This window comes from Pantoea sp. M_10 (assembly GCF_008631515.1).
GTDB classification, from domain to species: domain Bacteria; phylum Pseudomonadota; class Gammaproteobacteria; order Enterobacterales; family Enterobacteriaceae; genus Pantoea; species Pantoea anthophila.
Genome location: NZ_VWUL01000005.1, coordinates 15,605 through 39,994, shown reverse-complemented (window position 1 = coordinate 39,994; position 24,390 = coordinate 15,605). Strand labels below are relative to the sequence as shown.

At 57.1% G+C, this 24,390-nt stretch carries 20 protein-coding genes and 4 tRNA genes; 22 read left to right on the top strand and 2 right to left on the bottom strand.

Annotated elements, in window-relative coordinates; translation table 11 throughout:
* Window positions 1-131: 131 nt before the first annotated feature.
* Complete coding sequence (locus F3I47_RS15015; protein ID WP_150030192.1) at window positions 132-1,055, top strand: amidohydrolase family protein; 924 nt, start codon at window positions 132-134, stop codon at window positions 1,053-1,055.
* A gap of 26 nt (window positions 1,056-1,081) precedes the next feature.
* Here the strand turns inward: F3I47_RS15015 and narL are convergent, their stop codons facing one another.
* The gene (gene narL, locus F3I47_RS15010; protein ID WP_111208205.1) at window positions 1,082-1,732 is read right to left on the bottom strand and encodes a two-component system response regulator NarL; all 651 of its coding nucleotides are present in this window, start codon (window positions 1,730-1,732) and stop codon (window positions 1,082-1,084) included.
* A 313-nt stretch (window positions 1,733-2,045) separates the two neighbouring features.
* On the opposite strand from narL, the gene F3I47_RS15005 reads away from it, so the two are divergent.
* From F3I47_RS15005 to luxS, 21 genes are all read left to right on the top strand, one after another.
* Complete coding sequence (locus F3I47_RS15005) at window positions 2,046-3,440, top strand: NarK family nitrate/nitrite MFS transporter (RefSeq protein ID WP_150030193.1); 1,395 nt, start codon at window positions 2,046-2,048, stop codon at window positions 3,438-3,440.
* A 99-nt stretch (window positions 3,441-3,539) separates the two neighbouring features.
* Window positions 3,540-7,301: a nitrate reductase subunit alpha gene (locus F3I47_RS15000; protein WP_150030194.1), complete on the top strand. Its 3,762-nt coding sequence runs from the start codon at window positions 3,540-3,542 to the stop codon at window positions 7,299-7,301.
* On the top strand, window positions 7,298-8,842 hold the full coding sequence (gene narH / locus F3I47_RS14995; protein ID WP_150030195.1) for a nitrate reductase subunit beta: 1,545 nt from the start codon (window positions 7,298-7,300) through the stop codon (window positions 8,840-8,842). Before F3I47_RS15000 ends, narH begins: the two co-directional genes overlap by 4 nt.
* Window positions 8,839-9,567 carry a nitrate reductase molybdenum cofactor assembly chaperone gene (gene narJ, locus F3I47_RS14990; RefSeq protein WP_150030196.1) on the top strand — a complete coding sequence of 243 codons (729 nt, stop codon included), beginning with the start codon at window positions 8,839-8,841 and terminating at the stop codon, window positions 9,565-9,567. Before narH ends, narJ begins: the two co-directional genes overlap by 4 nt.
* Window positions 9,564-10,241 carry a respiratory nitrate reductase subunit gamma gene (gene narI / locus F3I47_RS14985; RefSeq protein ID WP_046102444.1) on the top strand — a complete coding sequence of 226 codons (678 nt, stop codon included), beginning with the start codon at window positions 9,564-9,566 and terminating at the stop codon, window positions 10,239-10,241. The genes narJ and narI overlap by 4 nt, the downstream gene beginning before the upstream one ends.
* Window positions 10,242-10,391: 150 nt before the next feature.
* The gene (mltB, locus tag F3I47_RS14980) at window positions 10,392-11,474 is read left to right on the top strand and encodes a lytic murein transglycosylase B (protein ID WP_150030197.1); all 1,083 of its coding nucleotides are present in this window, start codon (window positions 10,392-10,394) and stop codon (window positions 11,472-11,474) included.
* 79 nt (window positions 11,475-11,553) lie between these two features.
* Window positions 11,554-11,889 (top strand): zinc ribbon domain-containing protein YjdM, encoded by a 336-nt coding sequence (locus tag F3I47_RS14975; protein WP_009086905.1) that lies wholly within the window; start codon window positions 11,554-11,556, stop codon window positions 11,887-11,889.
* A gap of 178 nt (window positions 11,890-12,067) precedes the next feature.
* A complete protein-coding gene (gene tam, locus F3I47_RS14970) occupies window positions 12,068-12,841 on the top strand; it encodes a trans-aconitate 2-methyltransferase (RefSeq protein ID WP_150030198.1) in 774 nt (257 codons plus the stop codon).
* A 101-nt stretch (window positions 12,842-12,942) separates the two neighbouring features.
* Entirely contained in the window at window positions 12,943-13,437 is a 495-nt protein-coding gene (gene pncC, locus F3I47_RS14965; protein WP_150030199.1) for a nicotinamide-nucleotide amidase, read from the top strand.
* Window positions 13,438-13,532: 95 nt separating this feature from the next.
* A complete protein-coding gene (recA, locus tag F3I47_RS14960) occupies window positions 13,533-14,600 on the top strand; it encodes a recombinase RecA (RefSeq protein WP_009086899.1) in 1,068 nt (355 codons plus the stop codon).
* A gap of 123 nt (window positions 14,601-14,723) precedes the next feature.
* Entirely contained in the window at window positions 14,724-15,248 is a 525-nt protein-coding gene (locus F3I47_RS14955; protein ID WP_009086897.1) for a regulatory protein RecX, read from the top strand.
* Between the two features lie 133 nt (window positions 15,249-15,381).
* Window positions 15,382-18,009, top strand: a complete 2,628-nt coding sequence (gene alaS, locus F3I47_RS14950) for an alanine--tRNA ligase (protein ID WP_150030200.1) — start codon at window positions 15,382-15,384, stop codon at window positions 18,007-18,009.
* Window positions 18,010-18,258: 249 nt separating this feature from the next.
* Entirely contained in the window at window positions 18,259-18,444 is a 186-nt protein-coding gene (gene csrA, locus F3I47_RS14945; RefSeq protein WP_008927091.1) for a carbon storage regulator CsrA, read from the top strand.
* A 282-nt stretch (window positions 18,445-18,726) separates the two neighbouring features.
* Window positions 18,727-18,819 (top strand) — tRNA-Ser (locus F3I47_RS14940).
* A gap of 8 nt (window positions 18,820-18,827) precedes the next feature.
* Window positions 18,828-18,904 (top strand) — tRNA-Arg (locus F3I47_RS14935).
* 218 nt (window positions 18,905-19,122) lie between these two features.
* Window positions 19,123-19,199 (top strand) — tRNA-Arg (locus F3I47_RS14930).
* Between the two features lie 60 nt (window positions 19,200-19,259).
* A tRNA-Arg gene (locus F3I47_RS14925) sits at window positions 19,260-19,336 on the top strand.
* 399 nt (window positions 19,337-19,735) lie between these two features.
* Window positions 19,736-20,302 carry a fructose-1-phosphate/6-phosphogluconate phosphatase gene (gene yqaB, locus F3I47_RS14920; RefSeq protein ID WP_046102440.1) on the top strand — a complete coding sequence of 189 codons (567 nt, stop codon included), beginning with the start codon at window positions 19,736-19,738 and terminating at the stop codon, window positions 20,300-20,302.
* Complete coding sequence (locus F3I47_RS14915; RefSeq protein ID WP_046102439.1) at window positions 20,299-20,727, top strand: YqaA family protein; 429 nt, start codon at window positions 20,299-20,301, stop codon at window positions 20,725-20,727. The genes yqaB and F3I47_RS14915 overlap by 4 nt, the downstream gene beginning before the upstream one ends.
* Before the next feature lie 31 nt (window positions 20,728-20,758).
* Complete coding sequence (gene gshA / locus F3I47_RS14910) at window positions 20,759-22,366, top strand: glutamate--cysteine ligase (RefSeq protein WP_046102438.1); 1,608 nt, start codon at window positions 20,759-20,761, stop codon at window positions 22,364-22,366.
* A gap of 150 nt (window positions 22,367-22,516) precedes the next feature.
* Window positions 22,517-23,032 (top strand): S-ribosylhomocysteine lyase, encoded by a 516-nt coding sequence (luxS, locus tag F3I47_RS14900; RefSeq protein WP_009086888.1) that lies wholly within the window; start codon window positions 22,517-22,519, stop codon window positions 23,030-23,032.
* A gap of 60 nt (window positions 23,033-23,092) precedes the next feature.
* Here the strand turns inward: luxS and F3I47_RS14895 are convergent, their stop codons facing one another.
* Window positions 23,093-24,379 (bottom strand): HlyC/CorC family transporter, encoded by a 1,287-nt coding sequence (locus F3I47_RS14895; RefSeq protein WP_150030201.1) that lies wholly within the window; start codon window positions 24,377-24,379, stop codon window positions 23,093-23,095.
* Window positions 24,380-24,390 lie beyond the last annotated feature (11 nt).

Sequence of the window (24,390 nt, the reverse complement as noted above, 5' to 3'; positions counted from 1 at the left end):
GGCGCAGTCAGGTCAGCATCACGCCGTCATAGCGGCGACCGGGAGAGTTTGCCGGGATGATGACGTCGCGCTCAGGATGGAACGGAAAGTCTGAATAACGGCTTTAATGACCTTAATTATCAGGAGGATAAATGTCACTAACCCGTCGGCATTTCTTAAACTCAGGCGCGGCGCTGGCTTTCGCGGCGACGTTTCCCGCCTTTGCAAACGTGCCTTACAGTTCGGGCGAGAAAAAACCTCAGCTGATTCCGCCGCCAGGCAGCGTCGATTGCCATATGCATCTGTACGACAGCCGCTGTCCTGCCGTGCCTGGCACAAAACTGATGAATCCGGCGAACGCCTCACTGGAAGACTATCGGAAGCTTCAGCAGAGACTGGGCATCAACCGGATGGTGATTGTCACGCCCTCCCGCTATGGAACCGATAACAGCGTCCTGCTGAATGGCCTGGCGGCGAGCGGGGGAAATGCGCGCGGCGTGGTGGTGCTGGACTCGTCGGTCAGCGATGATGAACTGCAGAAGCTGCATCAGGCGGGCGTCAGGGGAATCCGGTTCAATCTGCGTTACAGCGCGGTTAACCTCAATGATATGGAGAAGTTAGCAGCACGCGTGAATCCCCTGAACTGGCATATTCAGGTGGTGACCTCTGGCAAACACTTAACCGAACTGGAAAGCCGGCTGCAAAAACTCCCGACCCCGGTGGTGATCGATCATATGGGGCACGTGCCGCAGCCGGAGGGCATTACATCGCCGGTGTTTACCACGCTGCAGCGGATGCTGGATGGCGGGAAAAGCTGGATAAAACTCTCCGGGGTTTATATCGACTCCTTAACCGGCGCGCCGGGCTATAAGGATGTGACGCCGGTGGCACAGAAACTGGTGCAGATTAACCCGGAACGGCTGCTGTGGGGCAGCGACTGGCCGCACCCGACCGAACCGGACAGCCATAAGCCGGACGATGCGGTGTTACTCGATCTGATGCAGGTCTGGGCGCCGGAGAGCCGGGATCGGCAGAGAATACTGCGTGATAATCCCGTTAAGCTCTATGACTTCTGACGCATCATTTACATCTGGTCGCCAGGTCAGTTCAGCCCGTGCTGCAGCGCCCATACCGCGGCTTCCAGCCGGGATTTAAGGTTCATCTTCTTCAGCAGATATTTGACGTGGACCTTAACGGTGCTTTCGCTGATGGCCAGCTTACGGGCGATCGCTTTATTGGTCATCCCGTCGCTGATCAGCTGCAGGATTTCGCGTTCGCGTCGGGTCAGCTGCGTGATGTCACGCGGCCGGGCAGGCCGGGCGTCGCGCAGCCGGGTGACCAGCATCGGCGTTAACGCCTCGCTCAGCACGATCTGACCGGCCGCCGCCTGATGCAGGGCTTTCAGCAGCGCTTCCGGCTCCATATCTTTCAGCAGATAGCCATCGGCGCCACGCTGCAGTGCGCTGACGACATCCTCTTCCTCATCCGACACGCTGAACACCACCACCCGCCCGGAGAGGGGGGCTTCACGCAGTCGGGTCAGGGTATCCAGCCCATTCAGTCCCGGCATATTCAGATCCAGCAGGATCAGGTCAGGATCGTGCTGCTGCGCCAGCGCTACGCCCTGCGCACCGTTTCCCGCCTCGGCAACCACCTGCAGTCTCTCATCCAGCGCGATTAGCTGCTTCAGTCCGTTGCGCAGCATGGGGTGGTCGTCGATCAATAAAAGCGTAAATGTCTCTGCCGTCACCATGACTCCTGTTCCTGTCGCCGCTGCCCGTCCGGATCGGGCGTGGGCCTATCTTACCGGTGAGGCGGGGGCGCTATATACCCCCAAAGGACTACTCCTTTATTTCCATTTTTACCTCTTCCCGGCACGCCATTTTCAGTGCAGCCGGTTAACCCTATGATTTGCAATGACTCTCTGCTGCCTCTCCGCTACTTATCCCGGCTGAGACAGGATGACCACGCCCGGATAACCTGCATTGCCGTTGATTTGTATCAAGCAAGCGGGCAGGGCGGATACGCAGGATATGCCCCATTATTCTTCTGCTGATGAGAGAGTCATGACCCAATCTGCCCCTTTGCAAACCCCGACGCGCGGCGCACCGATCCAGGAGTGGCAACCGGAAAATGCGGCCTTCTGGCAGGCGCGGGGTAAACGCATCGCCAGCCGCAACCTCTGGATCTCTGTCTTCTGTCTGCTGTTGAGCTTCTGCGTCTGGATGCTGTTCAGCACCGTCGCGGTTAACCTGAATAAGGTCGGCTTCCGCTTCAGCACCGAACAGCTCTTTCTGCTGACCGCGCTGCCGTCGGTCTCCGGCGCGCTGCTGCGTGTGCCTTACTCATTTGTGATTCCCGTCTTTGGCGGACGCCGCTGGACCGCCTTCAGCACCGGCATCCTGATCGTCCCCTGTCTGTGGCTCGGTTTTGCGGTAAGGGACAGCCAGACCTCCTTCGCCACCTTTATGGCGATCGCTCTGCTGTGCGGTTTTGGGGGCGCTAACTTCGCCTCCAGCATGGGGAACATCAGCTTCTTTTTTCCCAAAGCCCGTCAGGGCGGCGCGCTGGGCATCAATGGCGGCCTGGGGAATCTCGGCGTCAGCGTCATGCAGTTTGTTGCCCCGCTGGCGATCTCCTGCGCCATTTTTGGTTTTGCCGATGGGGGACAAGTCACCGCGAGCGGCGATAGCCTCTGGCTGGAAAATGCGGCCTGGATCTGGGTGCCGTTTCTGGCCATCGGCACGCTGGCCGCCTGGCTGGGGATGAACGATCTGGCGGCAGCGAAATCCTCGCTGCGCGAACAGTTGCCGGTGCTGAAACGTCCGCACCTCTGGATCATGGCGCTGCTCTATCTGGCGACCTTCGGCTCCTTTATCGGCTTTTCGGCCGGTTTCGCCATGCTGACAAAGACGCAGTTTCCTGACGTGGTGATTATGCACTACGCCTTTTTTGGCCCGCTGATTGGCGCACTGGCGCGCTCAGCAGGCGGCATGATCTCGGATCGCTTCGGCGGAACCCGCGTCACCCTGATCAACTACGTGCTGATGGCGCTGTTTGCTGCGCTGCTGTTCCTCACGCTGCCGGGAGCCGGCCATGAGGGATCGTTCGTCGCCTTCTTCGCCTTGTTTATGGGCCTGTTCCTCACTTCCGGCCTCGGCAGCGGTTCCACCTACCAGATGATTGCCGTGATCTTCCGCCGGCTGACGCTGGAACGCATCAAAGCCGAAGGCGGTGACGAGGCGCTGGCACAGCGGGAAGCCGCCACAGAAACCTCCGCGGCGCTTGGCTTTATCTCCGCTATCGGCGCGCTGGGCGGCTTCTTTATTCCGCAGACCTTTGGCCTCTCGCTTGCCATGACCGGCTCTCCGGCCGGGGCGATGAAAATCTTTCTGGTTTTCTACCTCTGCTGTATCGCCGTCACCTGGCGGGTCTACGGACGAAAAGCGCGCGCCGGATAACGACAACGCCGGTGTGGCGCACCGGCACCCCCTTTATTTTCTGCAGCAGCACGCATGCAGAGTGAGCAATGTGACACCAGGCCTTCAGGAGCCTTCCGGATGAGCAAATTTCTCGATCGATTTCGCTATTTCAAACAGCTGGCTGAGCCCTTTTCCGGCCAGCATGGTCAGACGCTGAACAGCAACCGTGACTGGGAAGATGGCTACCGCAGTCGCTGGCAGCACGATAAAGTCGTGCGCTCCACCCACGGCGTTAACTGCACCGGCTCGTGCAGCTGGAAAATCTACGTCAAAAACGGGCTGGTCACCTGGGAGACCCAGCAGACTGACTACCCCCGCACCCGTCCCGATCTGCCGAACCATGAACCGCGCGGCTGTCCACGCGGTGCCAGCTACTCCTGGTATCTCTACAGCGCCAACCGCCTGAAATATCCGCTGATGCGTAAGACGCTGATCCAGCTCTGGCGCGAGGCGAAGGCGCAGCATAGCGATCCGGTGGAGGCCTGGGCCTCCATCATCCGCGATCCGGAAAAAGCGCGCAGCTATAAACAGGCGCGCGGACGCGGCGGGTTTGTGCGATCCAGCTGGCAGGAGGTGAATGAGCTGATTGCCGCCGCGAATATCTGCACGGCCAAAACCTACGGCCCTGATCGCGTGGTCGGCTTCTCGCCGATTCCGGCCATGTCGATGGTCTCCTATGCCGCCGGGGCGCGTTACCTGTCGTTAATTGGCGGCACCTGCCTGAGCTTCTATGACTGGTATTGTGACCTGCCACCGGCCTCACCGATGACCTGGGGCGAGCAGACCGACGTGCCGGAATCCGCCGACTGGTATAACGCTTCCTACATCATCGCCTGGGGCTCAAACGTGCCACAGACCCGCACCCCGGATGCGCACTTCTTTACCGAAGTCCGCTACAAGGGGACGAAAACCGTGGCGATCACCCCGGACTATGCCGAAGTCGCGAAGCTGTGCGACCAGTGGCTGAGTCCGAAGCAGGGCACCGACAGCGCGATGGCGCTGGCGATGGGCCACGTGATGCTGAAAGAGTTTCACCTCGACCGTGATGTCCCCTATTTCCGCGACTATGTGCGCCGCTACACCGACATGCCGATGCTGGTACTGCTGGAGCCGCGCGAAGGCGGATTTTATGCCGCGGGTCGCCAGCTGCGCGCCAGCGATCTGGTCGATGGGCTGGGTCAGAAAAACAACCCGGAATGGAAAACGGTGGCGCTGGATCAGACCACCGGCGATCTGGTGGCCCCTCAGGGCGCGATCGGCTTCCGCTGGGGTGAAAAAGGGAAATGGAATCTGGAGCAGCGCGATGGCCTGTCGCAAAAAGAAGTGGAGCTGCAGCTGAGTCTGCTCGGCAGCCACGATGAGGTGGTCGAGGTCGGTTTCCCTTACTTTGGCGGCATCACCAGCGACCATTTTAACAGCGTCGCGCTGGATGAGATCCTGCTGCATAAGCTGCCGGTCAGACGCCTGACGCTGGCAGATGGCAGCGAAGCCCGGGTCGCCAGCGTCTACGATCTGACCCTGGCAAACTACGGGCTGGATCGCGGTCTGGACGATGCTCACTGCGCGCAAAACTATGATGAGATCAAAGCCTACAGTCCCGCCTGGGCGGAGCAGATCACCGGCGTCTCCCGGCAGAACATCATCCGCCTCGCGCGCGAGTTTGCCGGGAACGCGGAGAAAACCCACGGACGTTCAATGATCATTGTCGGTGCCGGTATGAACCACTGGTATCACATGGACATGAACTACCGGGGACTGATGAACCTGCTGATTTTCTGCGGCTGCGTCGGTCAGAGTGGCGGAGGCTGGGCGCATTACGTCGGTCAGGAGAAACTCCGCCCGCAGACCGGCTGGGCTCCGCTGGCCTTTGGCCTCGACTGGCAGCGTCCGCCACGCCAGATGAACAGCACCTCTTTCTTTTACAACCACTCCAGCCAGTGGCGCTATGAAACCCTGGCGACCGAAGAACTGCTCTCGCCGCTGGCTGATAAAAGCCGCTTCAGCGGCAGCCTGATCGACCTTAACGTCCGCTCCGAACGCATGGGCTGGCTGCCTTCCGCGCCGCAGCTTAACGTCAACCCGCTGCACATCGCCGCCCGGGCCAGCGCCGCCGGGCAGTCGGTGATTGACTATACCGTGGCGAGCCTGAAGCAGGGCACCCTGCGCTTTGCCGCTGAACAGCCGGACGATCCGCAGAACTTTCCGCGTAACCTGTTTGTCTGGCGCTCTAACCTGCTTGGCTCGTCAGGGAAAGGGCATGAGTACATGCTGAAGTATCTGCTCGGCACCGAAAACGGCATTCAGGGACAAGATTTAGGCCAGCAGGGGCGCGTGAAGCCGGAGGAGGTCGAATGGCAGGCACAGGGCGCCGAAGGAAAACTGGATCTGGTGGTGACCCTCGATTTCCGTATGTCGAGCACCTGCCTCTACTCCGACGTGGTGCTGCCGACCGCCACCTGGTATGAAAAAGACGACATGAATACGTCGGATATGCATCCGTTTATTCATCCGCTTTCGGCGGCGGTCGACCCCGCTTGGGAGTCAAAAAGTGACTGGGAGATCTACAAAGGCATTGCCAAAGCCTTCTCCGACCTTTGCCCCGGTCATTTAGGCGTTGAAACGGATGTGGTGACGCTGCCGGTGCTGCACGACTCGCCCGCCGAACTGGCGCAGCCGTTTGAAGCCAGAGAGTGGAAAAAAGGGGAGTGCGATCTGATCCCCGGTAAAACGGCACCGCACATCATGGTCGTGGAGCGTGACTATCCGGCGACCTGGGCGCGCTTTACCACGCTGGGGCCACTGCTGGAGGCGCAGGGCAACGGCGGCAAAGGGATTAGCTGGAACACCTGTAAAGAGGTCGATCTCCTGAAGCAGCTGAACTATGTCAAAGCGGATGGCCCGGCTGCGGGACGGCCCAATATCGACACGGCCATTGATGCGGCCGAGGTGATTCTGGCGCTGGCGCCGGAAACCAACGGTCAGGTGGCGGTCAAAGCCTGGCAGGCGCTGGGTGCGATAACCGGTCGCGATCACACTCACCTGGCGCTGAACAAGGAAGATGAGAAGATCCGCTTCCGCGATATCCAGGCGCAGCCGCGCAAAATCATCTCCAGCCCGACCTGGTCAGGTCTGGAAGATGAGCATGTCTCCTACAACGCCTGCTACACCAACGTTCATGAACTGATCCCGTGGCGTACCCTGAGTGGCCGTCAGCAGCTCTATCAGGACCATGAGTGGATGCGCGCCTTCGGCGAAAGCCTGATGGTCTACCGTCCGCCGATTGACACCCGGGCAGCGAAGCCGTTGCTCAACAGTAAACCCAACGGCAACCCGGAGAAGGCGCTGAATTTCCTGACGCCACATCAGAAGTGGGGCATTCACTCCACCTACAGCGACAACCTGCTGATGCTGACCCTGTCGCGCGGCGGCCCGATTGTCTGGATGAGTGAAGAGGATGCCCGCGAACTGGGCATTGCGGATAACGACTGGATCGAGGCGTTCAACGCCAACGGTGCCCTGACCGCCCGCGCGGTGGTGAGCCAGCGCATCCCGGCCGGTATGACCATGATGTATCATGCTCAGGAACGCATCGTGAATATCCCCGGTTCGGAGATCACCCGCCAGCGCGGCGGGATCCACAACTCCGTGACCCGGGCCTGCCCGAAACCGACCCATATGATCGGCGGCTACGCCCAGCTCTCCTGGGGCTTTAACTACTACGGCACCGTCGGGTCGAACCGCGATGAGTTCGTGGTGGTGAGAAAAATGAATAACGTTGACTGGTTAGACGGGGAAGGCCACGACGCCTGCCAGGGCGGCCAGCAGGAGGTGAAACCATGAAAATTCGCTCACAGGTCGGCATGGTGCTGAACCTCGACAAATGTATCGGCTGCCACACCTGCTCGGTGACCTGCAAAAACGTCTGGACCAGCCGCGAGGGGATGGAATACGCCTGGTTTAACAACGTCGAGAGCAAGCCCGGCGTCGGCTATCCGCACACCTGGGAAGATCAGCAGAAGTGGAAGGGGGGCTGGATCCGGAAGATCAACGGCAGGCTGGAGCCGCGCATGGGCAGCCGCGTCGGGCTGCTGTCGAAGATCTTTGCTAACCCGGACGTGCCCGCGCTGGATGATTACTACGAGCCGTTCGATTTCGACTACCAGCATCTGCACAATGCACCCGCCGGAAAACAGCAGCCGATCGCCCGCCCGCGCTCGCTGATCACCGGTCAGCGGATGAAAAAGATCGAGAATGGCCCGAACTGGGAGGAGATCCTTGGCGGCGAGTTTGCGAAGCGCTCGCAGGATAAGAACTTCGATAACATCCAGAAGGCGATCTATGGCCAGTTTGAGCACACCTTCATGATGTACCTGCCGCGCCTCTGTGAGCACTGTCTCAATCCGGCCTGCGTGGCAACCTGTCCCAGCGGCGCCATCTACAAGCGCGGCGAAGATGGCATCGTGCTGATCGATCAGGATAAATGCCGCGGCTGGCGCATGTGCCTCACCGGCTGTCCCTACAAGAAGATCTACTTCAACTGGAAAAGCGGCAAATCTGAGAAGTGCATCTTCTGTTATCCGCGCATTGAATCGGGCCAGCCGACCGTCTGTTCGGAAACCTGTGTCGGCCGGATCCGCTATCTCGGCGTGCTGCTCTATGACGCTGATCGCATTGAACAGGCGGCGTCAGCGGAAAACGAAAAAGATCTCTACCAGCGTCAGCTGGATATCTTCCTCGATCCGCACGATCCGGCAGTGATCGCCCAGGCGCTGAACGATGGTGTGGCGCAGAGCGTGATCGACGCGGCGCAGCGTTCGCCGGTCTACAAAATGGCGATGGAGTGGAAGCTGGCGCTGCCGCTGCATCCGGAATACCGTACGCTGCCGATGGTCTGGTATGTGCCGCCGCTGTCACCAATTCAGTCGGCAGTGGATGGCGGCGCACTGGCTCACACTGGCGTGCTGCCGGATGTGGAGAGCCTGCGCATCCCGGTTGAGTATCTGGCCAACCTGCTGACCGCAGGCGACACCGCACCGGTGCTGCGGGCACTGAAACGGATGCTGGCGATGCGCCACTACAAACGCGCTGAGAGCGTGGAGGGGCAGCGCGATAGCCGGGCGCTGGAACAGGTCGGCCTGACCGAAGCGCAGGCGCAGGAGATGTATCGCTATCTGGCGATCGCCAACTACGAAGATCGTTTTGTGGTGCCTTCCAGCCATCGTGAGCTGGCGCGTGAAGCCTTCCCGGAAAGTAAAGGCTGCGGCTTTACCTTTGGCGATGGCTGCCACGGCAGCGACAGCCGGTTCAATCTGTTTAACAGCCGTCGCATTGATGCCATCGACATCGCCAGTCAGACCCGCCGCCAGGAGGATGCCTCATGATGACGTTACGGATGCTGTCACGGCTGCTGGATTACCCGGACGAGGCGCTGTTTGCTCATCACTCTGAGCTGATCGCGGCGCTGGACGCGGCAGATGAACTTGATCTGCCGCAGCGGGCAGGGCTGGAGCAGTTTATTCAGCAGCTCTGTGCGCGGCCACTGCTGGATGTGCAGGCGGACTACTGCGCTCTGTTTGATCGCGGCCGCGCCACCTCGCTGCTGCTGTTTGAGCATGTGCATGGCGAATCCCGCGATCGCGGTCAGGCGATGGTCGATCTGCTGGCGCAATACCGGGCCGCCGGTCTGGAGCTGGACAGCAGAGAGCTGCCCGATTATCTGCCGCTCTATCTGGAGTATCTCGCCTGTCAAAGCGACGAGGCGGCGCGTCAGGGACTGGAGGATATCGTGCCGATTCTGGCTCTGCTGGCGGCGCGTCTGGAAGCGCGCCAGAGTCCCTATGCCGACCTTTTCACGCTGTTACTGACGCTGGCGGGCAGCGCGGCTGACCCGGCCGCCCTCCGGCCGCAGGTGGCGAAGGAAGCGCGTGACGACACCCCGGCGGCGCTGGATGCGGTCTGGGAAGAGGAGCAGATTAAATTTCTCGGCGAGCAGGGCTGTGTCTCAGCGCAGCAGGCGATGCATCAGCGTCGCTTCGCCGATGAGGTCGCGCCGCACTATCTGGATATTGCCGCGGCGACGGCACGCCGCACAGGAGAATCAGCATGAATGTTCTGAACACTTTCTTCTTCGATATTTACCCCTATCTTGCCGGAACGGTTTTTCTGGTGGGGAGCTGGCTGCGCTATGACTACGGGCAGTACAGCTGGCGGGCCGGTTCCAGTCAGATGCTGGATAAAAAGGGGATGCGGCTCGCCTCTAACCTGTTCCACATCGGCATTATCGGCATCTTCTTCGGTCATTTCGTCGGGATGCTGACGCCGCACTGGATGTATGAGTCGTTTCTGCCGATCGACGTGAAGCAGAAGCTGGCGATGGTGGCGGGTGGCTTGTTCGGGGCGATGACGCTGGCCGGGGGAGCGCTGCTGCTGAAGCGTCGTCTGACCCATCCGCGGGTGCGGGCGACCAGCAGCGTCGGCGATATTCTGATCCTGACCCTGCTGGTGGTGCAGGCCACGCTGGGCCTGCTGACCATTCCCTTCTCTGCTCAGCATATGGATGGCAGTGAAATGATGAAGCTGGTGGGCTGGGCACAGGCGGTGGTGACTTTCCACGGCGGTGCTTCACAGCATCTGGCCGGGGTGGCAGTGATCTACCGCGTCCATATGGTGCTGGGGATGACCCTGTTCCTGCTGTTCCCTTTCTGCCGGCTGGTGCATATCTGGAGCGCACCGGTTGAGTACCTGACCCGGCGCTATCAGCTGGTCAGAAACCGTCGCTGAATGCTGAGCCGCCGCGGGGGCAGGGCAGCCCTGCGGCGGTTTTCACCGGCGTCAGCCTTGACGTTTTTTTAAGATTTTGCCCTGTATGTCGCTGCGCTGAACGTCTACTATTACCGCATCTGATTTTACCCCCTCGTTTATGGATAACCGATGCGTCTCAAGCTAGCCCTCCTTGCCCTTATTCCGCTTCTGGCCTCCTGCAGCAGCAAACCTGACGTTCCCTCCCGGCAGAAGATGCTGGCTGCGCCGCAGGGCGGTTTTTTACTGCAGCCGTCGCATAACGGATCGGGCATGTCTGGCGATTTTGCCGGCAATCCGGCCGCCGAGAAATTTATCGATAAGATGGTGAAAGAGCATGACTTTGATCGTCAGCAACTGCACGACATTATCGGTCAGGCAAAACGGCTGGATTATGTGCTGCGGCTGATGGATCGTCAGGCCCCGAGCTATACGCCCGCGCCAGGTCCTAACGGGGCCTGGATCCGTTATCGCAACAAATTCATTACGCCGGATAACGTGCAAAACGGGGTAGCGTTCTGGAACCAGTATCAGGATGCGCTGCAGCGCGCGCAGCAGGTTTACGGCGTGCCGCCGGAAATTATTGTCGGCATCATCGGCGTGGAAACCCGCTGGGGGCGCGTCATGGGGAAAACGCGCATTCTGGATGCGCTGGCGACCCTGTCGTTCAACTATCCACGCCGTGCTGAGTACTTCAGCAGCGAGCTGGAAACCTTCCTGCTGATGTCGCGTAAAGAGCAGGATGACCCGCTGGCGCTGAAAGGCTCTTTCGCCGGCGCGATGGGCTATGGTCAGTTTATGCCCTCTTCTTATCAGGAGTATGCGGTTGATTTCAACGGCGACGGTCATGCCAATCTCTGGGATCCGGTGGATGCGATCGGCAGCGTGGCGCACTACTTCCAGAAGCATGGCTGGCGCAGCGGTGAAAATGTTGCCGTTCCGGCCAGCGGTCAGGCACCGATGCTGAATGATGGCTTCAAAACCCGCTACAGCGTGAGCATGCTGGCGGCCTCAGGATTGTCTCCTCAGGGCTCGCTCGACGGCAACGATGAGGTGAGTCTGCTGCGGCTCGATCTCGGCACCAGTTATCAGTACTGGTACGGCTTGCCCAATTTTTATGTCATCACACGCTACAACCACAGCACCCACTATGCGATGGCGGTGTGGCAGCTGGGTGAGGCGGTCGGCAAAGCGCGACAGGGTGGTCTGTTATAAAGGCTACCCTTGTTAACTGTAAGGTTATATGATGTCGGCCTTTTCAGGCCACACAGCCACAGTTATCTCTGGAGTCGTTATGTCTTTACCTGCCTGCCCAGCCTGTCACGCCGATTATACCTGGCAAGATGGTGACAACCTCAACTGCCCCTCCTGCGGTCATATCTGGACCGAAGGAGAGGGTGACAGCAGCAACGCACCCCTGGAGGTGCGTGATGCCAACGGCAATCTGCTGGCAGATGGCGACAGCGTCACGGTGATCAAAGATCTTAAGGTGAAGGGCAGCTCCTCTTCACTGAAGATCGGCACCAAAGTGAAAAGCATTCGTCTGGTTGAAGGGGACCACAACATCGATTGCAAAATCGACGGCTTTGGCCCGATGAAATTAAAATCTGAGTTTGTGAAAAAGAACTGAGATCAGGGGCGCACGGACGCGCCCGCGCTCACTCTGCCTTATCCGGTTCCGCCTTCCTCTCCCCCCTTTTTCCGCCGCCGCTAACTATACAGTCAGTAAAACGCCGTCACGGGTCGCACTTTTTTGCCTTTCATCCGTCTCAGTAAACGAAGAGCTGATTGCTGAATGAGAGGTCAGGATGAAAGAGTGGGATCCCGTGCTGTATCGTAAATTTGAAGCGGAACGCACACGTCCGGCGCATGAGCTGCTGGCGCGTATCCGTCCGGAGCAGGTTGAGCAGGTCACCGATCTGGGATGCGGGCCGGGCAACAGCACGGAGCTGCTCGCTGATGCCTGGCCGCTGGCGCAGATTACCGGACTGGACAGTTCCGCGGCGATGTTAACGCAGGCCCGTGAACGCCTGCCACACTGCCGCTTTGTGCAGGCGGATATCCGCAGCTGGCAGGCAGAGGTCCCGCAGCAGGTCATCTACGCCAACGCTTCCCTGCAGTGGCTGGATGATCACACTGCGCTGTTCCCCCATCTGGTCAGGCAGCTGGCCCCCGGTGGTGCACTGGCGGTTCAGATGCCGGATAACCTCAATGAACCCTCGCACCAGCTGATGCGTGAGGTCGCCGCATCCGCGCGCTGGCGTTCACAGATCCGCACCGCTGATCGTGTCGCGCTGCTCTCTGCCGGCGCCTATTACGATTTGCTCACCCAGGCGGGCTGTGAGGTGGATATCTGGCGCACCACCTATTATCACGTCATGGCTGATGCGCAGGCGATTATCAGCTGGCTGCAGGCAACAGGCTTGCGCCCGTTCCTGGCGTCACTGGATGAGGCATCCCAGGCGGCGTTTCTCGCCGATTATCATCAGCAGCTGCTCAGTGCCTATCCGGCCCGGGCCGACGGTCAGGTGTTGCTCGCTTTCCCGCGTCTTTTTATGGTGGCGGTGAAAAAAGGGGCGTGAGCTGGAAACTCAGCCGCAAAAGCAGGGCAATAGTGCAGAGAGCCCTTGAAAAAGTGCGTTTTCTGCACCACCTTCAATCCACACCCCACGGGAGAGTCGCAATGGATGATCAGCAACTGCAGGCGCTTAGCGCGCAGATAGGTGAGAAGCTGAAGCAGCGCAACGCCACCGTCACCTGTGCGGAATCCTGCACCGGCGGATGGATTGCGAAGGTCTTTACCGATATCAGTGGCAGTTCCGCCTGGTTTGAACGCGGTTTTGTGACCTACAGTAATGAGGCAAAAGAGCAGCTGGTGAACGTACAGGCCGCCTCGCTGGAACGGTATGGCGCGGTCAGCGAGGCGGTGGTGCGGGAGATGGCGCAGGGTGCCCGTCAGGCCGCTCAGGCAGACTATGCCATTTCAGTCAGCGGCATCGCCGGTCCGGATGGCGGCAGTGAAGAAAAACCGGTCGGCACGGTGTGGTTTGGCCTGGCCGGCCCTGAAGATAAAGTGCTGACTTTTCAGCAGCATTTCAGCGGCGATCGTGATGCCGTACGCCGCCAGTCGGTGGCATGGGCCCTGCAGACACTGTATGGCGAATTTCTGACAAATTAAACTTGATACTGTATGACTATACAGTATAATTGTCGGCAACAGAAAGAGTGCAGGCACCCTGAGTGCGTGTTTACCCGGCTTGATTAGGAGTTGAAATGGCGATTGATGAAAACAAACAGAAGGCTTTAGCTGCCGCGCTGGGCCAGATTGAGAAACAATTTGGTAAAGGCTCCATCATGCGCTTGGGTGAAGACCGCTCAATGGATGTGGAAACCATCTCTACCGGTTCGCTGTCGCTGGATATCGCGTTAGGCGCAGGCGGTCTGCCAATGGGTCGTATCGTTGAGATCTACGGACCTGAGTCTTCCGGTAAAACGACGCTGACCCTGCAGGTCATCGCCGCGGCTCAGCGTAAAGGCAAAACCTGTGCCTTTATCGATGCCGAGCATGCGCTTGACCCGGTCTATGCCAAGAAGCTGGGCGTCGATATCGACAACCTGCTCTGCTCGCAGCCGGATACCGGTGAGCAGGCGCTGGAGATCTGTGATGCACTGGCCCGCTCTGGCGCGGTCGATGTCATCATTGTCGACTCCGTTGCGGCGCTGACGCCGAAAGCGGAAATCGAAGGTGAGATCGGTGACTCACACATGGGCCTCGCGGCACGTATGATGAGCCAGGCGATGCGTAAGCTGGCCGGTAACCTGAAGCAGTCAAACACCCTGCTGATCTTCATCAACCAGATCCGTATGAAAATTGGTGTGATGTTTGGTAACCCGGAAACCACCACCGGCGGTAACGCGCTGAAGTTCTACGCCTCTGTCCGTCTTGATATCCGCCGTATCGGTGCGATTAAAGAGGGCGATAACGTGGTCGGCAGTGAGACCCGCGTTAAAGTGGTGAAAAACAAAATCGCCGCGCCGTTTAAACAGGCTGAATTCCAGATCATGTACGGTGAAGGGATCAATACCTTCGGTGAGCTGGTTGACCTGGGCGTGAAGCACAAGCTGATTGAAAAAGCGGGTGCATGGTACAGCTACAATGGCGACAAGATTGGTCAGGGTAAATCGAATGCCAGCAACTTCCTGAAAGAGAATGCGGCTGTGGCAAACGAAATCGATCTGAAGTTACGTGAGTTACTGCTCAACGGCGCGGATGAATCACTCGAAGCAGACAAATCTGCTGAGAATGAGAACGCAGCCAGCGAAGCGAACGAAGACTTCTGATGACTAAGACGGGAGAGGCGAACGCCTCTCCCGTTATTTTTACTTCCCTCTGTACCTCTCCTGCCTTCCCTCTGTCCTGTTCTGTCGCCATAATCTTTCCCCTGTTTGTACAAGGTGCGCAGTATGACTGAATCCACTCAGCCCCAACCCCAATCCAATGTTGTCTCCTACTCCCGCCTGCTTGACCGCGCGATGCGTATTCTGGGCCAGCGCGATCACAGCCGTGCAGAGCTGGCGCGTAAGCTGCAGCAATCGGCTCAGCGTGCGGCATGGGCGCAGAAAAAAGAGCCTGAGATCATCACCGATGCGCTGCTGGAGCAGGTGCTGAACTGGTGTCAGGAGAACGGCTGGCTGAACGACGCGCGTTTCACTGAACGGTTTATTCAGAGCCGCAGCCGGAAAGGCTTTGGCTCCCAGCGTGTCCGTCTTGAACTGGCCCAGAAAGGCATTGACCGTGAAGCCATTGATATTGCGATGGAAGAAACGGAGGTGGACTGGGCTGCCTGTGCGGCGGAACTGGCCGAACGAAAATTCGGGCATCCGCTGCCTGTCGAGTGGAAAGAGAAAGCGAAAGTACTACGCTACCTGCAGTCAAAAGGGTTTATGAGCGAAGATATCCAGTCTGTTTTCAGAAATTTTGATGACTAAGGGCCGATGTAATTTTACTTCCCACTGAAGAAAATTTATCTTATTCCCACTTTTTGTTCCGCTGATCCGGCACCAGGAAAATGGGGTCGCACCGATCGGTGGGAACGTTCGTTAGCGTGATTCCAGGACATATATGAGCAAGAGCACTGCTGAGATCCGTCAGGCGTTTCTCGACTTTTTTCATAGCAAGGGACATGAGGTTGTAACCAGCAGCTCCCTCGTACCGAATAACGATCCAACGTTGTTGTTTACTAACGCCGGGATGAACCAGTTTAAAGATGTGTTCCTCGGTCAGGACAAACGTGATTACACACGGGCGACCACGTCGCAGCGCTGCGTGCGCGCGGGCGGAAAACACAACGATCTTGAAAACGTCGGCTACACCGCGCGTCACCACACCTTCTTTGAAATGCTGGGTAACTTCAGCTTTGGTGACTACTTCAAGAAAGAGGCGATTGGTTTTGCCTGGGAACTGCTGACGAGCGAACAGTGGTTCGGCCTGCCAAAAGAGCGTCTGTGGGTAACGGTTTATGAAACCGATGATGAAGCCTACGCGATCTGGGAAAAAGAGATCGGTGTGCCACGCGAGCGCATTATTCGCATCGGCGACAACAAGGGCGGCGCCTACGCGTCAGATAACTTCTGGCAGATGGGTGACACCGGTCCTTGTGGTCCGTGCAGCGAGATTTTCTACGATCATGGCGATCACATCTGGGGTGGCCCGCCAGGCAGCCCGGAAGAGGATGGTGACCGTTACATCGAGATCTGGAACATCGTCTTTATGCAGTTCAACCGCCAGGCGGATGGCACAATGCTGCCGCTGCCCAAACCTTCGGTTGATACCGGGATGGGTCTGGAGCGCATTTCTGCCGTTCTGCAACACGTCAACTCTAACTACGAAATCGACCTGTTCCAGAAACTGATTCAGGCTGTGGCGCAGGTTACCGGTGCGACTGACCTCAGCAACAAATCGCTGCGCGTGATTGCCGACCACATCCGCTCCTGCGCCTTCCTGATTGCCGATGGTGTGATCCCGTCCAATGAGAGCCGCGGCTACGTGCTGCGTCGTATCATTCGTCGTGCCGTGCGTCATGGCAACATGCTGGGTGCCAAAGAGGCCTTTTTCTATAAGCTGGTTGCGCCGCTGGTTGAGGTCATGGGTGCTGCAGGCGAAGAGTTGCAGCGCCAGCAGGCTCAGGTTGAGCAGGTGCTGAAAAGCGAAGAAGAGCAGTTTGCCCGCACGCTGGAACGCGGACTGGCGCTGCTGGACGAGGAGCTGGCAAAACTGCAGGGCGACACCCTGGATGGTGAAATCGTCTTCCGTCTTTATGACACCTTTGGTTTCCCGGCGGATTTAACCGCTGACGTCTGCCGCGAACGCAATCTGAAAATCGACGAAACGGGCTTCGAGCAGGCGATGGAGCAGCAGCGTCAGCGTGCCCGTGAAGCGAGCGGCTTCGGCGCTGACTACAGCAACGTAATCCGCATCGATGCGGCTTCCTCCTTCAAAGGCTACGACCAGCTCGATTTAGCCGCCACCGTAAAAGCACTCTATGTTGCAGGTGAGGCGGTGGATGAAGTGTCCGCAGGTCAGGATGCCGTCGTTGTGCTGGATGAAACGCCATTCTATGGCGAATCGGGTGGTCAGGTTGGCGATACCGGTCTGCTGAAAGGGAAGAATGCTGAATTTAGCGTCCAGGATACACAAAAATATGGTCAGGCAATCGGTCATGTCGGTAAGCTGACCGCCGGGCAGTTGCGTATCGGCGACCGCCTTGAGGCGCAGGTTGATGCGGCACGTCGTGCACGCATCCGTCTTAACCACTCTGCCACCCACTTATTGCACGCCGCATTACGCCAGGTTTTAGGTGAGCACGTGGGGCAGAAAGGCTCTCTGGTTAATGACAAATATCTGCGTTTCGACTTCTCGCATTTTGAAGCGATGAAACCTCAGGAGATTCGTCAGGTCGAAGATATCGTCAATGCACAGATTCGTCGCAACCTGCCGGTGGAAACCGAGGTGATGGATCTTGATGCGGCGAAGTCTAAAGGGGCGATGGCCCTGTTCGGCGAAAAGTATGATCAGCGTGTTCGCGTGCTGACCATGGGTGACTTCTCTGTCGAACTGTGTGGGGGAACCCACGCGGCACGCACTGGCGATATAGGTCTGTTCCGCATTCAGGCTGAGTCAGGCACCGCTGCCGGCATCCGTCGTATCGAGGCGATTACCGGTGAAAGTGCGCTGGCTCAGGTCAACGCGCAGAGCAGCCAGCTGCAGGATATTGCGCAGCTGGTAAAAGCGAACAGCAGCAACCTGAACGAGAAGGTACGCGGTCTGGTTGACCACGTCCGGGCTCTGGAGAAAGAGTTGCAGCAACTGCGCGATCAGCAGGCTGCGCAGGAGAGCGCGTCACTGAGCAGGAATGCCATTGATGTCAAAGGGGCGAAGCTGCTGGTGAGCGAGCTCAGCAATGTTGACCCGAAAATGCTGCGTACCATGGTTGACGATCTCAAGAATCAGCTGGGATCGGCGATTATCGTGTTAGCGACGGTGGTGGAAGGCAAGGTATCGCTCATCGCGGGTGTGACCAAAGATCTGACCGACCGTGTTAAAGCAGGCGAGTTGATTGCCTGTCTGGCGCAGCAGGTAGGCGGGAAGGGCGGTGGTCGTCCGGATATGGCTCAGGCGGGTGGTAACGATGCTGAGGCGCTGAAAGGCGCGCTGGCAGGGGTTGAGAGCTGGGTTAGCAGCCGCCTGTAATGAAATAAAACAAAGCATGGTCAGAAGCGTCAGAACCCCGGTTCCGGCGCTTTTTAATACGATGCTAAAGCAGCAAATGACAAAGTCAGGTTGATGTAGTGTATTTCGGCTAAACTAACTATCAGCAGAATGTATTGGCGCATCGATGTGCATTGGTGTATTCCTCATAGTCAATGCGCAGCGTTAAATGATGGATAATGCCGGGAGCCTGTACAAGCCCGACTCTTTTAATCTTTCAAGGAGCAAAGAATGCTTATTCTAACTCGTCGAGTTGGTGAAACCCTCATGATCGGTGATGAGGTAACGGTAACGGTGCTGGGTGTTAAGGGTAACCAGGTTCGTATAGGGGTTAACGCGCCGAAAGAAGTGTCTGTGCATCGCGAAGAGATCTATCAACGCATCCAGGCTGAAAAAACGCAACAGACCAGCGTTTAACGGATTCAGCGTCTCGCACCTGTGCGAGGCGCTACCGCTTTCTGCAAAAAATCCCGCCCTTTGTTCTCTCCCGCTGTTCTCCGTTTTGTTAACGTCCTCCTCTTTCATTGTTGATAATTCACTCTTTTTGCCGCCATTTTGTTCCAATTGTGTGTGATTTGCTCAATCAAACAAAGTTTCGGAAAAATTGTTTGACTTAAAAGTCCGGGAAAGTAATATGTGCGCCACGCAGTGCCGATGAGCAGAAACAAGTTCAGAAGCACGGTTCGAAAGAAAGCGTAAGGTGAGGTGGCCGAGAGGCTGAAGGCGCTCCCCTGCTAAGGGAGTATACGGTCAAAAGCTGTATCGAGGGTTCGAATCCCTCCCTCACCGCCATTTTCGATGCATCCATAGCTCAGCTGGATAGAGTACTCGGCTACGAACCGAGCGGTCGGAGGTTCGAATCCTCCTGGATGCACCATATTTTCGGATATGGCGAAGTGCCTCAGTGTGACATGACGCATTAGCGTTCAGACCGCACTAAGGAGGATAACGTTGCATCAGCAACGGCCCGCAGGGCGAAGCGCAAGCTGAGTAATCCTCCTGGATGCACCATCGAAAATAAAGAAATAAAGCGAATTAGCAATTCCTTTCATGGTGAGTAGTCAGCACCCTGCGTTGTACAAGAATCAGATTTATGCATCCATAGCTCAGCTGGATAGAGTACTCGGCTACGAACCGAGCGGTCGGAGGTTCGAATCCTCCTGGATGCACCATTCTTTGTAACATCCTCAGGTTGATTTCTGAACGTCCATAAAAAAACGCAACATCCCAATGCATCCATAGCTCAGCTGGATAGAGTACTCGGCTACGAACCGAGCGGTCGGAGGTTCGAATCCTCCTGGATGCACCATATTCTCAAATAGGGTCAGCGCCTCAGTGTGCCATGACGTAATTTACGTCCAGCCCGCATTCTCGCTCTTCTCTTTTTCTCTGGCTCCATCCACGCGGCTTTTCAGCCTCATCTGCGTAACAGATTCATCATTTCATCTTAAGCAACGCCCAGTTACACCTGTCCTGCTTAACCCGCTGCAGTTTGCCTCTCATGCAGGTGCGCCGCCGCCCTGGCACCAGACGATTGTTAAAAAATCGCTGAAAATTCGTACTGTTATCGCTGGTCGCGCACGATCACCTTTATCTGAAAAGAAAAATTGTTAATGCTTTCAAAGCATTTGCTGTTCATCCCCCCTGGCGACAACCTGTCCACATTAGGCTAAAGTAATGTCTCATTTGATGAATGTCCGGAGTGACAATGTACGATCACTATGACGCCCTGATTTTCGATATGGACGGCACGATCCTGGATACAGAGCCGACACATCGAAAAGCGTGGCGTCAGGTACTGGCGCATTACGGATTAACGCTGGATGAAGCACGTATTATCGACTTCAATGGCGCACCCGCCTGGCGGCTTGCGCAGTTCATCATTGACACCAATCAGTCGTCTCTCGATCCCCATCTTCTTGCCGCAGAGAAAACCGCTGCCGTGAAAGCGATGCTGCTGGACAACGTCAGGCCGCTGCCTTTACTGGAAGTGGCTAAAGCGTACCACGGACGTCGTCCGATGGCGGTGGGCACCGGAAGCGAGCACAGCATGGCGGAGGCGTTACTGACGCAACTGGGCGTGCGTGAGCTGTTTTCGGCTGTGGTGGGTGCTGATGATGTGAAGCGACACAAACCCGAGCCAGAAACCTTTCTGCGCTGCGCAGCGCTGATGGGTGTGGCGCCTGAACGGTGTGTGGTCTTTGAGGATGCCGATTTTGGCATTCAGGCCGCGAAAGCGGCAGGGATGGATGTGGTGGATGTCCGCTTACTGTGAGTGACATCCTCACCTATGCCTCCATGTTCGGCAGCAGTTTTTTGAGTGCGACGCTTCTGCCTGGAAGTTCTGAAGCACTGCTGATAGCACTATTGATAGCAAAAAAGACATCAGTTTACGGATTGCTTTTAGCCGCATCACTGGGAAACACACTGGGCGGCTTAACGAACATTCTTATTGGTCGCCTGCTGCCGTTAAAAGGTCAGGGGCGATGGCATGACACAGCAATGACGTGGTTGCACCGGCTGGGACCTGCAGCGCTGCTCTTCAGCTGGCTACCGGTGATAGGTGACCTGCTCTGCGTTCTCGCGGGCTGGTTACGGTTCGCCTGGCTGCCAGTGATGCTGTTTCTCGCTGTCGGTAAAACACTGCGTTATATCGTTATCGCGATAGCCACATTACAGGGTATGGAATGGTGGCATTGATTCGCACAGATTCGAGGCTACGGTTAAGATTATGCTGAACAAAAATAAATTATTATCACAGCGGGGGGGGAATGTGATCCCGGACGTCTCTAAAGCGCTCTCCTGGCTGGAAGCGCATCCTAATGCTCTCAAGGGCATTGGCCGTGGCATCGAGCGTGAAACACTGCGCGTACAGGCAAATGGCGACCTGGCAAAAAGCGGCCACCCGGCCTCGCTGGGGTCGGCGCTGAAGCATGACTGGATCACCACCGATTTTGCCGAAACGTTGCTGGAGTTTATTACCCCAGTGGATCACAGCATCGATCACATGCTGGCTTTCCTGCGCGATATCCATCGTCACGTTGCCCGTGAGCTGGGTGACGAGCGTATGTGGCCTTTCAGTATGCCGTGCGTGATTGACGATGCGGATAACATTGAGCTGGCACAGTATGGTCAATCCAACATTGGTCAGATGAAGACCCTCTATCGTCAGGGCCTGAAAAACCGCTACGGCGCGTTGATGCAGACCATCTCCGGCATTCACTACAACTTCTCGCTGCCGCTTTCCTTCTGGCAGGAGTGGGCGGATGTGAAAGATGTGGAGAGCGGAAAAGAGACCATCTCGGCGGGCTACCTGCGGTTGATCCGCAACTACTATCGCTTCGGCTGGGTGATCCCTTATCTATTTGGCGCATCGCCAGCGATCAGTTCCAGCTTCCTGCAGGGCCGTGAGAGCCCGCTGCCGTTTGAAACCAACGATAAAGATACAATGTGGCTGCCTTATGCAACCTCATTGCGTCTGAGCGATCTCGGCTACACCAATAAATCGCAGAGCTCGCTGGGCATTACGTTTAACTCGCTGGAAGGCTATGTCACGGCGCTGAAGAAAGCGATCAAAACGCCGTCAGAAGAGTTTGCGGGCATGGGCACGAAAGATGCTGACGGCAACTGGCTGCAGCTCAATACCAACGTGCTGCAGATTGAGAATGAACTCTATGCGCCAATCCGGCCAAAACGGGTGACCCGTTCCGGTGAAGCGCCATCTGATGCGCTGCTGCGGGGTGGCATTGAGTACATTGAAGTCCGTTCACTGGATATTAACCCGTTCTCGGCTATCGGGGTCGATGAGAACCAGGTGCGCTTCCTCGACCTGTTCCTGATCTGGTGTACGCTGGCCGATGCACCGGAGATGAGTGCAGAAGAGCTGCAGTGCACCCGTAAAAACTGGAACCGCGTGGTGCTGGAAGGCCGTAAACCGGATCAGAAAATTGCCGTAGGTTGTGGTGAAGCGGAACATTCGCTGGTTGAAGTGGGCAAAACCCTGTTTGCCGATCTGCGTCGGGTTGCTGAAGTGTTAGACAGCAACAATCAGGCGAGCACGGAATATCAGCAGGTTTGCGATCAACTGGTAGCATCGTTCGACGATCCTGAGCTAACCTACTCGGCGCGCATTCTTCAGGCCATGAAAGATAATGGTGTGACCGGAACCGGCGTAGCGCTGGCTGAACAGTATCGTCATCTGCTCTGCGAAGAGCCGCTGGAGGTGCTGACCGAAGAGGATTTCTCGCGTCAGGCGCAGGAATCTGTCGCGGCACAGCAGCAGCTGGAAGCGAACGATAAGCTGGATTTTGAAGCGTATCTGGCGAGCCGGGAAGGGTAGAAAAGAAAAAGGCCACATCAATGTGGCCAAATTAACATCTCTGTTGTCAGGGATGATGATAACAAATGCGCGTCTTTCATATATTCAGACGTTGGGCGAACAGAAAAGTTTCATCGTTTTTAAAAAAATTCTCAGAACAGGAGGTGACGTATGCCACTACTGGATAGTTTTACCGTTGATCACACCATCATGGGCGCACCGGCGGTTCGCGTTGCGAAAACCATGAAGACTCCGCATGGCGATACGATTACCGTTTTTGACCTGCGTTTCTGCCGCCCGAACATTGATATCCTCACTGAGCGTGGCATTCATACGCTGGAGCATCTCTTTGCCGGGTTTATGCGTGATCATCTCAACGGTGACGGTGTGGAAATCGTCGATATTTCGCCGATGGGCTGCCGTACCGGCTTCTACATGAGCCTGATTGGTACGCCAGATGAGCAGCGCGTGGCGAAAGCGTGGAAAGGGGCGATGGAAGACGTTCTGAAAGTAAAAGATCAGAACCAGATCCCTGAGCTGAACGAATACCAGTGTGGCAGCTACAAACTGCACTCACTGGATGAAGCGCAGCAGATTGCCCGCAACGTGCTGGCGCATGAGATCGGCGTTAACCGTAACGAAGATCTGAAACTGCCTGCTGAAAAGCTGAAAGAACTGCACATCTAGTCAGAGCTGTCCGGCTAAAAAAACGCCGCATCGTGTCGATTGCGGCGTTTTTTTATGGCTTCAGGAACCGACCGATTTTTTCAGCGGTGTCTTCGGCGTGATGCGCACCTGCTTAATCATGTTGTCCTGCACGTCCAGGATATCGATATTGTAGTGACCGATCTGAACGCGGGTGTTGATAGCGGGGATCTCCTCCAGCGCTTCCAGCAGCATACCGTTGATGGTGCGGGCTTCCTGCTCTGGCAGATGCCAGTTAAACGCCTTGTTGATTTCACGCACGCTGGCACTGCCTTCGATCAGCACGGAACCATCATTCTGGGGCATCACCTCTTCGGCCAGCGACGGCGACATTGAGGTGGTAAAATCTCCCACGATCTCCTCCAGAATGTCTTCTATGGTCACCAGTCCTTTGATATCGCCATATTCATCCACCACCAGGCCCGTTTTCTTTTTGTTGCGCTGGAATTTTACCAGCTGGGTGTTGAGCGGTGTCCCTTCCGGGATGTAGTAAATCTCATCCGCAGCGCGCAGCAGCATCTCTTTGGTGAACTCTTTTTTCTCGGTCATCATGCGCCAGGCTTCGCGCACCCGCAGCATGCCGACACAGTCATCCAGTGAGTCGCGGAACAGGACAATGCGGCCATGCGGTGAGTGGCTCAGCTGGCGGACGACTGATTTCCAGTCATCGCTGATGTTGATACCGACAATCTCATTACGCGGCACCATGATGTCATCAACGCTGACCTTCTCCAGATCGAGCACCGAGAGCAGCATATCCTGATTACGGCGCGACATCAGGCTGCGTGACTCATAGACGATGGTGCGAAGCTCCTCTTTGCTCAGCGCAGAACTGATTGCGCCTTCAGCCCGGATTCCCACCATCCGCATCAGCAGATGGGTAATGGTATTCAGCAGCCAGACCAGCGGCAGCATGATGTATTGCAGCGGGACCAGCAGCAGGCTGCTGGGAAAGGCGACCCGCTCCGGATAGAGCGCGGCTACCGTTTTCGGCAGCACTTCAGCAAAGACCAGCACGACGAAGGTCAGGATACCGGTCGCGACGGCGACCCCTTCGTCACCGTGCAGGCGCATGCCGACGATGGTGGCGAGGGCGGAGGCCAGAATATTCACCAGGTTATTGCCGATTAATACCAGGCTCAGCAGCCGGTCGGGACGCCGCAGTAACTTTTCCACCCGGCGCGCAGCGCGACTGCCGTTTTTAACCTGATGGCGCAGCTTATAGCGATTAAGCGTCATCATGCCGGTTTCCGACCCGGCAAACCAGGCGGAGACCAGAACCATGACGCACAGAATAATAATCAGCGTGGTGGTTGAAACATGCTCCAACGCAGAACTTC